Annotated in this window: 13 protein-coding genes; 8 read left to right on the forward strand and 5 right to left on the reverse strand. The window is 66.0% G+C overall.

Annotation, left to right across the window (positions count from 1 at the left end; all coding sequences use genetic code 11):
• A complete protein-coding gene (locus WJU21_RS07910) occupies positions 1-795 on the reverse strand; it encodes an SDR family NAD(P)-dependent oxidoreductase (protein WP_346322864.1) in 795 nt (264 codons plus the stop codon).
• On the opposite strand from WJU21_RS07910, the gene WJU21_RS07915 reads away from it, so the two are divergent.
• From WJU21_RS07915 to WJU21_RS07945, 7 genes are all read left to right on the forward strand, one after another.
• Positions 789-2,381 carry an AMP-binding protein gene (locus WJU21_RS07915; protein ID WP_346322865.1) on the forward strand — a complete coding sequence of 531 codons (1,593 nt, stop codon included), beginning with the start codon at positions 789-791 and terminating at the stop codon, positions 2,379-2,381. The genes WJU21_RS07910 and WJU21_RS07915 overlap by 7 nt on opposite strands.
• 81 nt (positions 2,382-2,462) lie before the next feature.
• Positions 2,463-2,870 (forward strand): hypothetical protein, encoded by a 408-nt coding sequence (locus WJU21_RS07920; protein WP_346322866.1) that lies wholly within the window; start codon positions 2,463-2,465, stop codon positions 2,868-2,870.
• 64 nt (positions 2,871-2,934) lie between these two features.
• Complete coding sequence (locus tag WJU21_RS07925; protein WP_346322867.1) at positions 2,935-3,303, forward strand: 6-carboxytetrahydropterin synthase; 369 nt, start codon at positions 2,935-2,937, stop codon at positions 3,301-3,303.
• 104 nt (positions 3,304-3,407) lie between these two features.
• The gene (gene speD / locus WJU21_RS07930; RefSeq protein ID WP_346322868.1) at positions 3,408-3,899 is read left to right on the forward strand and encodes an adenosylmethionine decarboxylase; all 492 of its coding nucleotides are present in this window, start codon (positions 3,408-3,410) and stop codon (positions 3,897-3,899) included.
• Positions 3,896-4,738 (forward strand): polyamine aminopropyltransferase, encoded by an 843-nt coding sequence (speE, locus tag WJU21_RS07935; protein ID WP_346322869.1) that lies wholly within the window; start codon positions 3,896-3,898, stop codon positions 4,736-4,738. The genes speD and speE overlap by 4 nt, the downstream gene beginning before the upstream one ends.
• Before the next feature lie 61 nt (positions 4,739-4,799).
• A complete protein-coding gene (locus tag WJU21_RS07940) occupies positions 4,800-6,605 on the forward strand; it encodes a long-chain fatty acid--CoA ligase (RefSeq protein WP_346322870.1) in 1,806 nt (601 codons plus the stop codon).
• Positions 6,606-6,614: 9 nt separating this feature from the next.
• Positions 6,615-6,938 (forward strand): YnfA family protein, encoded by a 324-nt coding sequence (locus WJU21_RS07945; RefSeq protein WP_346322871.1) that lies wholly within the window; start codon positions 6,615-6,617, stop codon positions 6,936-6,938.
• Here WJU21_RS07945 and WJU21_RS07950 read toward each other — a convergent pair.
• From WJU21_RS07950 to WJU21_RS07960, 3 genes are all read right to left on the reverse strand, one after another.
• Positions 6,935-7,390: a MarR family winged helix-turn-helix transcriptional regulator gene (locus WJU21_RS07950; RefSeq protein WP_346322872.1), complete on the reverse strand. Its 456-nt coding sequence runs from the start codon at positions 7,388-7,390 to the stop codon at positions 6,935-6,937. The two genes, WJU21_RS07945 and WJU21_RS07950, sit on opposite strands and share 4 nt — an antisense overlap.
• A 94-nt stretch (positions 7,391-7,484) precedes the next feature.
• A complete protein-coding gene (locus tag WJU21_RS07955; protein WP_346322873.1) occupies positions 7,485-9,827 on the reverse strand; it encodes a TonB-dependent receptor in 2,343 nt (780 codons plus the stop codon).
• A gap of 139 nt (positions 9,828-9,966) precedes the next feature.
• A complete protein-coding gene (locus WJU21_RS07960) occupies positions 9,967-10,785 on the reverse strand; it encodes an acyl-CoA thioesterase (RefSeq protein ID WP_346322874.1) in 819 nt (272 codons plus the stop codon).
• 283 nt (positions 10,786-11,068) lie between these two features.
• On the opposite strand from WJU21_RS07960, the gene WJU21_RS07965 reads away from it, so the two are divergent.
• Positions 11,069-11,893: a glucose 1-dehydrogenase gene (locus WJU21_RS07965; RefSeq protein ID WP_346322875.1), complete on the forward strand. Its 825-nt coding sequence runs from the start codon at positions 11,069-11,071 to the stop codon at positions 11,891-11,893.
• Between the two features lie 56 nt (positions 11,894-11,949).
• On the opposite strand, the gene WJU21_RS07970 is transcribed toward WJU21_RS07965, so the two are convergent.
• Positions 11,950-13,026, reverse strand: coding sequence for a rhodanese-like domain-containing protein (locus WJU21_RS07970; RefSeq protein WP_346323479.1), 1,077 nt, complete (start codon positions 13,024-13,026; stop codon positions 11,950-11,952).
• Positions 13,027-13,124: the final 98 nt, after the last annotated feature.

Here is a 13,124-nt window from a genome sequence, read left to right on the forward strand (position 1 = left end):
CTAAACCCGCAGCATCAGCCCTCCGTCGACCCGCAGCCCGTGCCCGGTGACGAAGCCGCCCAGGTCGGACGCCAGGAACAGCGCGCCCTTGGCGATGTCGATGGGCTGGCCGAGGCGCTTCAGCGGTGACTTCTTGGCCCAGATCGCCGCCACATTTTCGTCCTGGTGCATGGCCGTGGTCATGCCGGTGACGACAGCGCCCGGCTCGATGTAATTGGCGGTGATGCCATGGCGGCCTTCCTCCAGCGCGATGGTGCGGGTGAGGCCGGCGACACCGGCCTTCGACGCGCAATAGGCGGCGAGGCCGTAATCGGTGCCCTGGGCCATCACCGAGGCGGTGTTGATGATCCGCCCCGCGCCGCTCTCGCGCAGATGGGGAATCGCCGCCCTGGCAAGGCGGAACTGGGCCGTAACGTTGACGCTCATCACCTTGTCCCAGTGGCTGTCGGGCATGTCGACGGTATTGGCCCGGCCACTGACGCCGGCATTGTTGAACAGGATGTCGAGCCGGCCCCAGGTGGCGATGGCGGTATCGACGATCTTCTCGGGTGCGTCGGCGCCGGTGATGTCGTGTTCGAGGCCGACTATGTCGTCGTAGTCCTCGTGGGCATCGACCAGGCCGTGGTCCGGCAGGTCGACGGCCAGCACCCTGGCGCCATGTTCGGCGAACAGGTGGGCGGCGGCCCGGCCGATGCCCGAGGCCGCGCCGGTGATAATGGCAATCTTTCCTTCGAGCAGCCTGATGTCTCCGCTTGTGGAGCGCTGCAGACGTTCGTTAACTGTTGTGGATGACACGGTTCAATTCCCTCCCCGAAGTGCTGGACGCGGCCGCGAAACGGCATCCGGACCGCGTGTCCCTGATATGGGACGACGAGCTTATCACCTATCGCCAGATGGTGAAGCAGGCGGCGAACGTGGCCGGCGGGCTGAAGAACCTGGGCTTCATGCCGGGCGACCGCATCGCCTTCTGGCTGCCCAACGTGCCGGCCTATGTGGTCCTGCTGCTGGCCTGCGCCCGGCTGGGCGTGACGGCCGTGGCGGTCAACACCCGCTTCGGCGCAGGCGAGGTGGCCGACATCGTCGGCCGCTCGGGGGCGAAGGCGCTGGCGCTGTGGCCCGATTTCGGCGGCATCGCCAGCCAGGACGTGCTGGCCCGCATCGATCCCGTTGCCCTGCCCCGGCTGGAGATGCTGATCGAGATGGGCGGCGGCGCAGTGACCGCGCCCGGCTGGGAGAACGCGCCGCGCATCCGCTTCGAGGCGCTGCTGGATGACCCGCCGATGGACACCTCGCTGGCCGGGCCGGACATGGACTGCGCCACCTTCACCACCTCGGGCACCACCAGCGCGCCCAAGATCGTGGTGCAGACCCATGGCGCCATCGCCCGGCACGCGTTCGACGTGGCCGCCGGGTTCGGCTTCGGGCCGGAGACGGTCTCGCTCCAGGCGCTGCCGCTGTGCGGCGTGTTCGGCTTCGCCCAAGCCATGGCGGTGCTGGCCTCGGGCGGCCGACTGGTGATGCTGGCCAAGTTCGACGGCGCGCAGGCCGCCAGCCTGATCCGGCAATGGAAGGTGGACAGCTTCGCCGCCAGCGACGACATGATCCAGCGCATCCTCGCCGCCGGGCCCGAGCCGTTCCCCAGCCTGAAATTCGTCGGCTACGCCGCCTTCAACAGCGCCCTGGGCGACATCGCCGAGCGGGCGCAGGCGCGCGGCGTGACCCTGCGCGGCCTTTACGGCATGAGCGAGTGCATGGCGCTCTACAGCGTCCGCCCCATCGACGCTTCCGTAGCCGAGCGCAAGAAGGGCGGCGGCACGCCAGTATCGCCGGACGCCCGCGTGCGTGTCACCGACCCCGAGACCGGCGCGGTGCTGCCCATGGGCGAGGCCGGCGCGCTGGAAGTGGCCGGCCCCAGCCTGTTCGCCCGCTACGACGGCAACCCCGACGCGACGGCCGCCGCCTTCACCGAAGACGGCTTTTTCCGCACCGGCGACCTGGCGCGGATGGAACCCGACGGCGCCTTCGAATTCCTCGGCCGCATGGGTGACGTGCTGCGCCTCGGCGGGTTCCTGGTGAACCCGGCCGAGATCGAGGAGCATCTGCAGGCGCACCCATCGGTTCACGTGGCGCAGGTGGTGGCCGTCGGCACGGGGCAGGGCATGCGGCCGGTGGCGTTCGTGATCCTGCGCGAGGGCCAGGCGCTTGATCATGCAGCGCTGATCGTCCACTGTCAGACGCTCGCCCGATACAAGCAGCCCATGCGTTTTGCGACACTGGAATCATTCCCTGTTATCGAAAGCGCCAATGGCATCAAAATACGGCGTACGGAGTTACGTGAGCTGGCCAAAGCATTGATAGAGACCTCTCAATATTCCGAATAAATTTCTATATATGTTAAGTAACGCTATGGAATTTAAATAATGCCTCCACCGTACATAGCTTTGAATATATACCTAGCGGGAATGTGCCTACTCTTCTCTGCGCCACCTGCGGCAGCCTGCTTTAAAGCCAATCCTGAGATCGACTATACCATCTTTCGCGAATCTGACCTGATATTGCGTGCATGGGTAGTTGCATATGAGAAGCGCCCTGCCGGTCAGAATGCTGTCTTCCGCTTCGAAGTGTTAAAGACGCTCAGCGGGGAAATTGCCGCCCGCGAGGTTAAAGCGGAGTGGCGTAACTCGACTTTCGGAGAGCCGGACACCTGGATCGAACCCAAGGAAGTGATCGTCGGTCTGAAGGCTGAGATCGGGCGTAATGGGCTTGCAACCATCTCGGTTGTTCAACAGCCCTGTGGGCCCGTCAGCATCCTGGAGTACTCTTGGCAGAATTTGGCCAGAGTGATGCAGGGTATTGGCAACCAAAAGTGACGTAGGTCGAGATGAGCCTCATCCCGCTTGCCTAACCGGCCCCTTTCCCGTACACAGCCGCGCCATGACCGGTCGGCTTGAAATCGTCAAGGCGTTCACCTTCGAGGCGGCGCACCACTTCCAGCACATGCCCGTGGGGCATGGCTATCAGCGCATGCACGGCCATTCCTATCATGTCGAGGTGGCGCTGACCGGCGAGCCCGATCCGGTGTCCGGCTGGGTCGCCGACTTCGCCGAGGTGGGCAAGGCGCTGGACGCGGTGCGGGACATCCTGGACCACAATGTGCTGAACGAGATTCCGGGCCTCGAGACTCCGTCGCTGGAGACCATCTCGCGCTGGATCGCGGCCCGGCTTGCCGGCACGTTCCCGGGCCTCGCCTGGGTCAAGGTGGCGCGGCCGAGCTGCAACGAATATTGCGTCTGGCGCGCCTAGAGCCTGCGAATTGACCCCAAGGGGTTGATTCGGCACCGCTTTCCCCTGTACACGGACTCTCCTGCCGCGGTGGCGGCAACATCTGCTGGTTGGGGAGGAGCACTGTGTCCCAAACACAATCCCTCTTCCAATTGGGGATGGACCTCTATGACGGTTCAACAAACGCCCAAACGGAAGAAAAAGACACCGCCGCCGCGACGGCGGCACCGGAGGAAGAGAACAGGGATCATTTCGTCGAGCGCGACGGCGTCGTTTGCGCCGGCATCCATCTCGTGCTCGACCTGATCGGCGCCCGCCGGCTGGACGACCTGACCCATATCGACCAGACCCTGCGGCGCTGTATCGAGGTCGCCGGCGCGACCCTGCTGCACATCCACCTGCACTATTTCACGCCCAATGGCGGCGTGTCGGGCGTGGCGGTGCTGGCCGAATCGCACATCAGCATCCACACCTGGCCCGAGCGGGACTATGCGGCGCTGGACATCTTCATGTGCGGCGATGCCGATCCGCATGCGGCCATCGAGGTGCTGCGCGAGGCGTTCGAGGCGGACGAGGTGGAAGTCCACGAACTGCTGCGCGGTACGGCCGCCGCATGAACGGCTGGTTCGACGAGGACGAGGCGCCCCGGCTGCGGCTGGAGACCGCCGAGATCATCCACGAGAGCCGCAGCCCGTACCAGTCCATCCTGGTATTCCGCGACCCGCTGTTCGGCCGGGTGCTGGCGCTGGACGGGGCGATCCAGACCACCGAGGCCGACGAATTCGTCTATCACGAGATGATGGCCCATGTGCCGATCCTGGTCCACGGCGCGGCGCGGCGCGTGCTGATCGTGGGCGGCGGCGACGGCGGCCTGGCCGAGGAGGTGCTGAAGCACACCGGCGTCGAGCAGGTGATCGTCGCCGAGATCGACGCCGCCGTGGTCGAGGTGGCACGGCGTCACCTGCCGTCCATCTGCGGCGGCGCCTTCGAGGACCCCAGGCTGCGGCTGGAAATCGGCGACGCCGCCGAATTCATCGCCGGGACGAGGGAAACCTTCGACGTGATCCTGGTGGATTCGCCCGATCCGGCCGGGCCTGGAGAGGCGCTGTTCGGCGCGGCCTTCTACCGGGCGTGCCGCGACCGGCTGGACCCGCGCGGCATTCTGGTCGCCCAGTGCGGCCTGCCGCTGACCGGCCCGCAAACCCTGCGGCGGGCGGCGGCGGCGCTGTCGCCCCTGTTCCCGGACGTCGCCTGCTATCTGGCGGCCGTGCCCAGCTATGCGGGCGGCGCCATGGCCTTTGGCTGGGCGGCGCGCGATCCGGCCACCCGGACGGCGGCGCTTTCGCTGCTTCAGGACCGGTTCCGCGGCAGCGGCATCGGCGCCCGCTATTACACGCCGGAGGTTCATCAGGCCGCCTTCGTCCTGCCGCCCGCGATCAGCACCTTGCTGGGTTGAGCGCCGCCTTGCCCCTGCCGGGGGCATGACGTAACGTCCTGTTATCCAACCGGGGGAACGGATGACAGCGGACAAGGCGCGCAATCTCGTCGACATGTTCCTCGACCAGGCCGAGCGGCGCGGGGAGCGGCCCTGCGTCTGGTCCAAGCCCGGCACGTCGAAGACCTTCCAGCCCGTGTCGTGGCGCCAGGTGGCGGAGCAGGTCGCGCGGCTTGCGGCGGCGCTGAAGGACATGGGCATCCGGCCCGGCGACCGGGTGGCGCTGGTCAGCGAGAGCCGGCCCGAATGGCTGATCGCCGACCTGGGGATCATGGCGGCGGGCGCGGTGACCGTGCCGACCTACACCACCAATACCGAGCGCGATCACGCCCACATCCTCAACGACAGCGGCGCGCGCGGCGCCATCGTGTCGACCGCCAGGCTGGCGCGCGCCCTGTTGCCCGCCGCCATGGACGCCGGCTCGCTGGATTTCGTCATCGCCATGGAACAGCCCAAGCTGGCGCAAAGCCTGAACCTGGACGTCCACCTCTGGCAGGACGTGATCGCCAACAGCAAGGGCACCGTCGCTGCCACCCGTGCCGGGATCGCCGGCATAGGCCGCGACGATCTGGCATGCCTGATCTACACTTCGGGCACCGGCGGCGCGCCGAAGGGCGTGATGATCAGCCACGGCGCCATCCTGCACAATTGCACCGGCGCCAGCGAGGTGATCGCCGAGTTGGGGCTGGACGACGGCCTGGACAAGACCGAGGTGTTCCTGTCGTTCCTGCCGCTGTCGCACGCCTACGAGCATTCGGGCGGCCAGTTCTTCCCGCTGTCGATCGGGGCGCAGATCTATTACGCCGAAAGCATCGAGAAGCTGGCAGCCAACATGGCGGAATGCCGCCCCACCATCATGACCGTGGTGCCCCGGCTGTTCGAGATGCTGCGCACCCGCGTGACCCGCGCCATCGAGGAACAGGGCGGCACCCGCGCCAGGCTGTTTCACCGTGCCGTGCAGCTGGGCGAGAAGCGATTCAACGACCGGCGGTCGCTGAGCCTGGGCGAGCGTATCGAGAACGTGGTGCTGGACAAGCTGGTGCGCCGCAAGGTGCAGCAGCGGTTCGGCGGACGGGTGAAGGCGCTGGTGTCGGGCGGCGCGCCGCTCAATTCGGATGTGGGCCTGTTCTTTCACGCGCTGGGCCTGCGGCTGCTGCAGGGCTATGGCCAGACCGAATCCGGCCCGGTGGTCAGCGTCAACCGGCCCGGCCTGGTGAAGATCCACACCGTCGGCCCGCCGATGAAGGCAACCGAGGTGCGCATTGCCGAGGATGGCGAGATCCTGATCCGCGGCGAACTGGTGATGAAGGGCTACTGGCGCGACGACGCGGCGACGGCGCGCACGATTATCGACGGCTGGCTGCACACCGGCGACATCGGCATCATCGACGAGGATGGCCACCTGCAGATCACCGACCGCAAGAAGGACATCATCGTCAACGACAAGGGCGACAATGTCGCGCCGGCACGGGTCGAGGGCCTGTTGACGCTGGAGCCCGAAATCGGCCAGGCCATGCTGTATGGCGACCGGCGGCCGCATATGGTCGGTCTACTGGTGCCCGACATGGACTGGGCCGCGAAATGGGCCGGCGAGAACGGCAAGACTGCCGACATGGCCGCGCTGTCGGCCGACCCGGCGTTCCACACGGCCCTCGACAAGGCAGTCGGCCGGGTGAACCAGCGGTTGTCCTCGACCGAAAAGATCCGCCGGTTCGCCGTGGCTACCGCGCCGTTCAGCATCGACAACGAGCAGATGACGCCGACCATGAAGATTCGGCGGCATGTTATCGTCCGCAACTACAAGGACGTGCTGGACGCCCTTTACTGAGGAACCGTGGTGGGGTCGGTCGCGATCTATATCGGCGCGGCGCTGGCCGAGATCGCCGGTTGCTTCGCCTTCTGGGCCTGGCTGCGCAATGGACAATCGTCCTGGTGGCTGATACCCGGCATGGCCTCGCTGGCGCTGTTCGCCTTTCTGCTGACCCGGGTGGACGCCGACATGGCCGGGCGCGCCTACGCCGCCTATGGCGGCATCTACATCGCCGCCTCGCTGCTGTGGCTGTGGGGAGCCGAGAACGTCCGGCCCGACCGCTGGGACATGATCGGCGCTGCGCTCGCGATTGCGGGCGCCTGCGTCATCCTGTTCGGGCCGAGAGGCTAATACCCCCGGACGCTCTCCAGGGTCTGGCCCAGATCGACCAGCATGCGGGTCCAGCGGTCTTCGCCGACCCGGCTGTTGAAACTTTCCTGGGCCTTGCGCCAAAGCGGCACCGCCTGGCGAATGCGGGCGGCGCCGCCGGCGGTGATCCGAACCGTCTTGCGCCGGCGATCCGGGCCGGCCACCAGGTCGATCAGATTTTCGCGCTGGAGCGGCTGCAGGTTGCGAACGATGGTCGAGGTATCCATCACCAGTTCGCGCGCCAGCTGGCCGTAGGTCGGATCGCCCAGACGGGCGATCGAGAGCAGCATGACGAACTGGCCCGAGCGCAGGCCGCTGGGCTGCAGCGCCTCGTCAAACATCCGTGACACCGCCCGCGCCGATTTTCGCAGATGGAAGCTGGGGCAAATCACAGCAGCCTGCTCGCACAGGGCGATTTCGTCGGGCGTCAACATATCGTGATTATTCTTCACAAAAGCGTTATCGAAAGGCCAGCCCCTATTATCAACTAATCCGGGATGGTTAAAGCCCGTTAGCGGGCGCCGGCCGTCACCAGCTCACATCTACCTGCATGCCGATGCGGCGCGGCGCGCCATACTGGCTGAACGCCCATCCGAGCTGGTCGAGAAAGGTCGTGCCGGTGGTCCGGAACAGCTTGTTGGTGGCGTTCTTGCAGAACAGGCTGACCCGCACCTGGCTGCCTTCCGGCTCCACGTCCAGCCGCAGATCGAGCAGGCCGAAGCCGTTCTGGGCGAGGCTCGCGGTATTGGCGACGTCCTGATAGGCCTTCGACCGCCAGGTGAAATCGCCGGTCAGCGTCCAGTCCGCGTTGAACCAGTCCACCGGCAGGGTGTAGATCGCCGCGATGCCGGCCGAGAAGTCCGGCGACAGCGGGAACCGCTTGTCGGAGAAATCCACGCCGCCGAAATCGAATGCGCGGTAGCGGGCGACGGACACGCCGAGGGTGCCGCGCAGCCGCAGGCTTTCATGGGCGGTCACGTCCAGCTCGAACTCGCCGCCCCACACATTGGCCTTGGCCGCGTTGGTGATGAAGGTGGTGACGTTGCCGCCCTCGAAGGTGAAGTCGGTGCGCTGGATGTTGGTGTAGTCGGCATAGAAAATGGTCAGGTTGGCCAGCCCGTTACCGTCGAGGAAGGACGCCTTGAACCCGGTTTCCACGCTGAGCACCCGTTCGGGCTTGAACGGCTCGAAGGAAATGTCCGACTTGGCGCGCAGGTTGAAGCCGCCGCTCTTGAAACCGGTGGACAGCTTGGCAAACAGCAATGTCCGGTCGGTGACCTGCGCGTTGACCCCCGCTTCCCACGTGATGCGCGTGAAACTCTTGCCGAACTCGCCGCGGCAGCCGCCGGTTGCCAGATCCTGGTTGAACTCGGGCGGCACCAGGCAACCGACCAGCGCGTCCCGGCTGTCGGCGGTCAGTTCCTTGCGCTCCCAGGTAAAGCGCGCACCGCCGACCAGCGAGAACACGTCGTTCAGCGTCCAGACCGCGTGACCGTAGACACCGGCCGCGCTGTTCACGCCGCGCCCCGTGGCGGTGAACGGGTTGGTCGGATTGAGAAACGACAGCGCCCGCGCCACATTGTCGGTACGGCCGGCCTCGTGCAGATAGATGGCGCCGACCAGCCAGTTCACCGCGCCGCCCGGATTGTCGCTGAGAAGCTGGAACTCGGTCGATAGCTGACGCTGCGTGTCGGTCTGCACCGCTTCGCCGATATCGAACACCGTGCCGTCGAAATCGAACGAGCTGAACTGTTCCATGTGCCGCCACGCCGAGATGTTCTTCAGGACGAGGCCATCCAGGCGAGCGGTCGTGATCAGCGCCACGCCCTGGACGTCGGCGGAGGTACGGCCCGGCTCGCCGGTCAGCACCAGCGGGTTCTGTCCGGTACGGCGCGGGTCGCCGTCGAGCGCCGCCGTGCCCCATTGTCCGCCGGTCAGAAACAGATTGATGGCGCAGGCCGAGGCGTTCACCGGGTTGGGATCGGCAAGGCTGCAGCCGGGATCAAGCCCGGCGGGCACGATTTCCGACACCTGCACGAGCCGCTGCTGGCCGCGCGAGCGCATGCCGTCGTGAATCAGCAGCACGTCCACATCGTCATTGACCTGCCAGGCGAAACTCGCCCGCCACGACAGCGTGCGGTCGTCGTCCAGATCGCGGCCCAGGGCCGTGTTCTCGCTGTAGCCGGTCAGGCCCGAACTCTGTGCCACAAAGCGCGCTGCCAGCTTGTCGGACAGCGGAATATTGACCACGGCCGACACGTCGTGATTGACGCCGTTGCCGCTGCCCGGCTTGTCCGTATACATGCCGATGCCGCCGCTGAGCCGGCCCTCGAATTCCTGGGTCGGCTTGTTGGCGGTGACGGTGATGGCGCCGCCGGTGGTGTTTCGGCCATAGAGCGTGCCTTGCGGACCGTTCAGCACCTCGACCCGTTCCACATCGACGAGGTCGAGCAGCGAGGCCGCGCTGCGCGCCACATAGACGCCGTCCAGGTACAGCCCCACGGCCGGATCGACAGTGATCAGCGTGTCGTTTTGCACCTGCGAGCGCAGCGTAATGCGCGATGCGCGCGACGACACGTTATCGGGGGCGACCAGCAGGTTCGGCGCGATCTCGGAGAGATCCTCGAGGCTTTCCACACCAAGCCGGCGCATCAGCGCCTCCGGCAACACCGATATGGTGCCCGGAACCGACTGAACCGTTTCCGCGCGTCGGCGGGCGGTCGTGACAACCTGATCGAGAACCTGGAATTCCGCGCGAGCAAATCCAGCGGCGGGCCCATCAGCCGCCGTTGCCGTTTCAGTCCAGACGCCTGTCGTCAGCAGGCATACAAGGGCGACGTTCGACCGCTTTAGGGTCGTATGCGTCACCATATCATTGGCCTCCGTGCCGGATACTTAACAAACAAACTCAAGCGGCGAGCCCGACGCACTCCCCCAGCCCATCGGCAGCCCGGGCATGTTAAAACTGACAGGTGCCCGGATACAACACGTGTTTGAAGCAGACAGTGAATTATCCCTTTGGTGTTTCATTGTGAATCCGCATTATCGCCGACTGGCTGGCGGTCGCCAGCAGGACGCCGTCGTCGCTCCACAGATGCATCCGGCCATGGCCGTAGCCGGCATGGACGGCATGCACCTGGATGTCGCACAGCACCCATTCGGTCGGGCGGATCTGGTGTATCCGGATGGTGTTGTCGAGGCTGTTGCCTCCCACCCGGTGGCCCAGCGCGCCGCTGAAACCCGCCGGCATCTTGTCGGCAATGACCGCCAGCATGGGCGCCGTCATCTCGACCCCTTCCGGAATCCGCGCCCACAGAACCGCCCGCCCATCGCCCGGCGTGCCGTCGTCATGCATGCCCCAGCGGCCGCGGGCCACCCGCAACTCCACCCGGCTGTCGATGAATCCCTCGCGCTTCGACCATCGCGGCACCGGATCGCAATCATCCGGCCGCGCAACGTCCGGCGGCGTCGCCCACTGGCCGGACAGCTCCATGTCGCGCGAACCCAGCGCCGCGTTCACGGTCAGGATTTCCGTGTCGCCCACATGGCCGACGACGCGCGCCTGGGTGCTGCTCTTGCCCGACACCGGCACGATGACGTCCAGGTCCATGATGCTTGGCGGCCGCGCATAGGACAGGTACTGGGCGGTTGCCCACACCGCCGGACGGCCGCATGTCTGTTCCATGGCCGAAATCGCCGCGGCGAGGCCGCAGCCGCCGAACAGGAAATTGCCAGGAGTCGCCACGGCGTCGACCACCGGCAGGATCCAGCGGTGCGGATTGTGGGTCGGCTTGAGACCCAGAAATTCTTCAGCCGTCTTCTGTGGCATTACGGTCTCCGGTCGGGAAGGGGTTGGTGTGGGCGGCTGACACCAAAAAATCCAGCGGTATATTTGCACAGCCGGGTGGGACAACCGCACCGCCGGGCGAAGCAGCCCTTGTTCTTATGTGATTTTCACCCGGCACGAACCGCTCTAGGATCGCCCGGCATCCAGAGCAAACAACGTTCGGCTGAACCCGGACCAGAAGCACTGGTACACGAGAATCGATCATCTTCGGGCGCTTCGGTGGAGCCTCATCGTTGCGGGGTGATCTGCAAACAGGGAGGAATTCATGGCTAGGTTACAGGGCAAGGTCGCCGTCATCACCGGTGCGGCAAGCGGCATCGGGCTGGGCACGGCGCGGCGGTTTTTCGAAGAAGGGGCGTCGCTGGTTATCGCCGACCTGCAGGCCGAGGCCGGGATCGCCGCTGCGGCCGAGTTCGGTGACCGGGCCCGCTTCATCAGCACGGATGTGACCCGCGAAGTCGACGTTGCCGCGGCCATCGACCTGGCAATGGCCGAGTTCGGCCAGCTGGACATCATGGTCAACAATGCCGGTATCGTCGGCGCCATCGGTCCCATCTCGAAGACGTCGGTCGAGGCGTGGGACACCACCATCGCCATTCTGCTGCGCGGCGTGTTCCTCGGGATCAAGCACGCGGCACGCGTCATGCAGCCCCGCAATAGCGGCGTGATCCTGTCACTGTCGAGCACCGCCGGCATCCTGGGCGGGCTGGGTCCCCACGCCTACACCGCCGCCAAACACGCTGTGGTCGGCCTGACGAAGTCGGCGGCATCGGAATTGGCGTCCTCGGGCATCCGGGTCAACGCCGTGGCGCCGGCCGGTACGGTCACGCCAATGACGGCAAGCGCAGTAACCGGCAATGTCGATGACGAGGAGAAGACCGCCGCCGCGTTCAAGGCATCCTCGCCGCTGGGCATCGCGGCGTATCCGATCGATATCGCCAATGCGCTGCTGTATCTGGCGAGCGACGAGGCCCGCTACGTGACGGGCCAGACACTGGCGGTAGACGCCGGCGCGACGACCGCCGTCGGCAATGGCGCATTCCATCAGCAGGAGCCGACCATCCTGCGCGAGGCTGGCAAGCGCGGATAGCCTCGGCCTGATCGGCGCTGGCGTCTCCGTGAAAGCCGGAATGCCGGCGCCGGCCGCTAATCCATGCCCTCGACCGGCAATCGCTGGGTACGCCAGCGCAACATGCCGCCGGCCAGGTTGGCGACCTTGCCGAAGCCTTCCTTGTCGAGCATGACGGCCGCCTGGGCCGACCGGGCGCCGGAGCGGCACACCGTGACGACAGGCCGTGTCTTGTCGAGCGTGGCGGCCTGTTGCTTCAGTTCCCCCAGCGGCATCAGCACGGCGCCCTCGACATGCCCCAGGATGCCGTTGAATTCATCGGGCTCGCGCACATCGACGATCTGCACCTGGGCGTAATGCTCCTCGAGCCATTCGGGCTGCAACTCCCACAGACCCGCATAGGTATAGGTCAGCGGCGCCCAGTCCGGCTCGGCGACACTGGGATCCACCGGCGCGGATGATTCGGGCTCGCCGCACCGCAGATTGGCGGGCACGGCGATATCAATCTTGTTCGGGTGGGCAAGTCCCAGGTTACGCATGTAGCCGGCAAAGTCGTCCTCGCCGATGTCCTCACCCAGGCGCGGGTTGAACAGCTTCTCTTCGGCTACGCTGGTAACCGTCGAGCCCTTGTAGTCGTGTGCCGGATAGAGCAGGCATTCATCGGGCAGGCGAAATATCCGGTCATGCACCGAGCGGTACATGGCGGCAGGATCGCCCTGCTGGAAGTCGGTCCGGCCGCAGCCCCTGATGAGCAGGCAGTCACCGGTAAACGCCATCGAATTGTCGTCCAGCACAAAGGTGGAACAGCCACCGGTGTGGCCGGGCGTTGCCATCACCCTCAGGTGGCGGCCACCGAATTCAAGGCGATCGCCGTCGCCGAACATTATGTCGGCACCTTGCGCCCCCGATCGCGCCGACATGGCGATCTGGCTGCCGAGTCGGCGCCGGAGCATCCACGCGCCGGTCACGTGGTCCGCGTGCACATGGGTTTCCAGGGTCAGCCGCAGCCTGAGTCCCAATTCCTCGATCAGCGCCACCTCCCGGCGGACCTGCTCGAACACCGGATCGATCAGAACCGCGTCGCGACTTCGGGAATCGGCCAGCAGATAGCTGTAGGTCGATGATTGCGGATCGAATAGCTGCCGGAATATCAGCATGGCGGTTCCCCTGGAGCATTTGTCCCAGTGTAGCGCAAATGCGAAGGGCCGGAACTTGCGTTCCGGCCCTTGCGGGTTTCTCGCTGCAGCGGCGA

This window comes from Emcibacter sp. SYSU 3D8 (assembly GCF_039655875.1).
Classification (GTDB): Bacteria; Pseudomonadota; Alphaproteobacteria; order SMXS01; family SMXS01; genus RI-34.

Bases quoted from the DNA above. Each gene is read 5' to 3' on its own strand.
- WJU21_RS07960 (WP_346322874.1), bottom strand. From the start codon at position 10,785: ATGCCACAGAAGACGGCTGAAGAATTTCTGGGTCTCAAGCCGACCCAC.
- WJU21_RS07965 (WP_346322875.1), top strand. From the start codon at position 11,069: ATGGCTAGGTTACAGGGCAAGGTCGCCGTCATCACCGGTGCGGCAAGC.
- speE (WP_346322869.1), top strand. From the start codon at position 3,896: ATGAACGGCTGGTTCGACGAGGACGAGGCGCCCCGGCTGCGGCTGGAG.
- WJU21_RS07925 (WP_346322867.1), top strand. From the start codon at position 2,935: ATGACCGGTCGGCTTGAAATCGTCAAGGCGTTCACCTTCGAGGCGGCG.
- WJU21_RS07950 (WP_346322872.1), bottom strand. From the start codon at position 7,390: ATGTTGACGCCCGACGAAATCGCCCTGTGCGAGCAGGCTGCTGTGATT.
- WJU21_RS07920 (WP_346322866.1), top strand. From the start codon at position 2,463: ATGTGCCTACTCTTCTCTGCGCCACCTGCGGCAGCCTGCTTTAAAGCC.
- WJU21_RS07940 (WP_346322870.1), top strand. From the start codon at position 4,800: ATGACAGCGGACAAGGCGCGCAATCTCGTCGACATGTTCCTCGACCAG.
- WJU21_RS07955 (WP_346322873.1), bottom strand. From the start codon at position 9,827: ATGGTGACGCATACGACCCTAAAGCGGTCGAACGTCGCCCTTGTATGC.
- WJU21_RS07915 (WP_346322865.1), top strand. From the start codon at position 789: ATGACACGGTTCAATTCCCTCCCCGAAGTGCTGGACGCGGCCGCGAAA.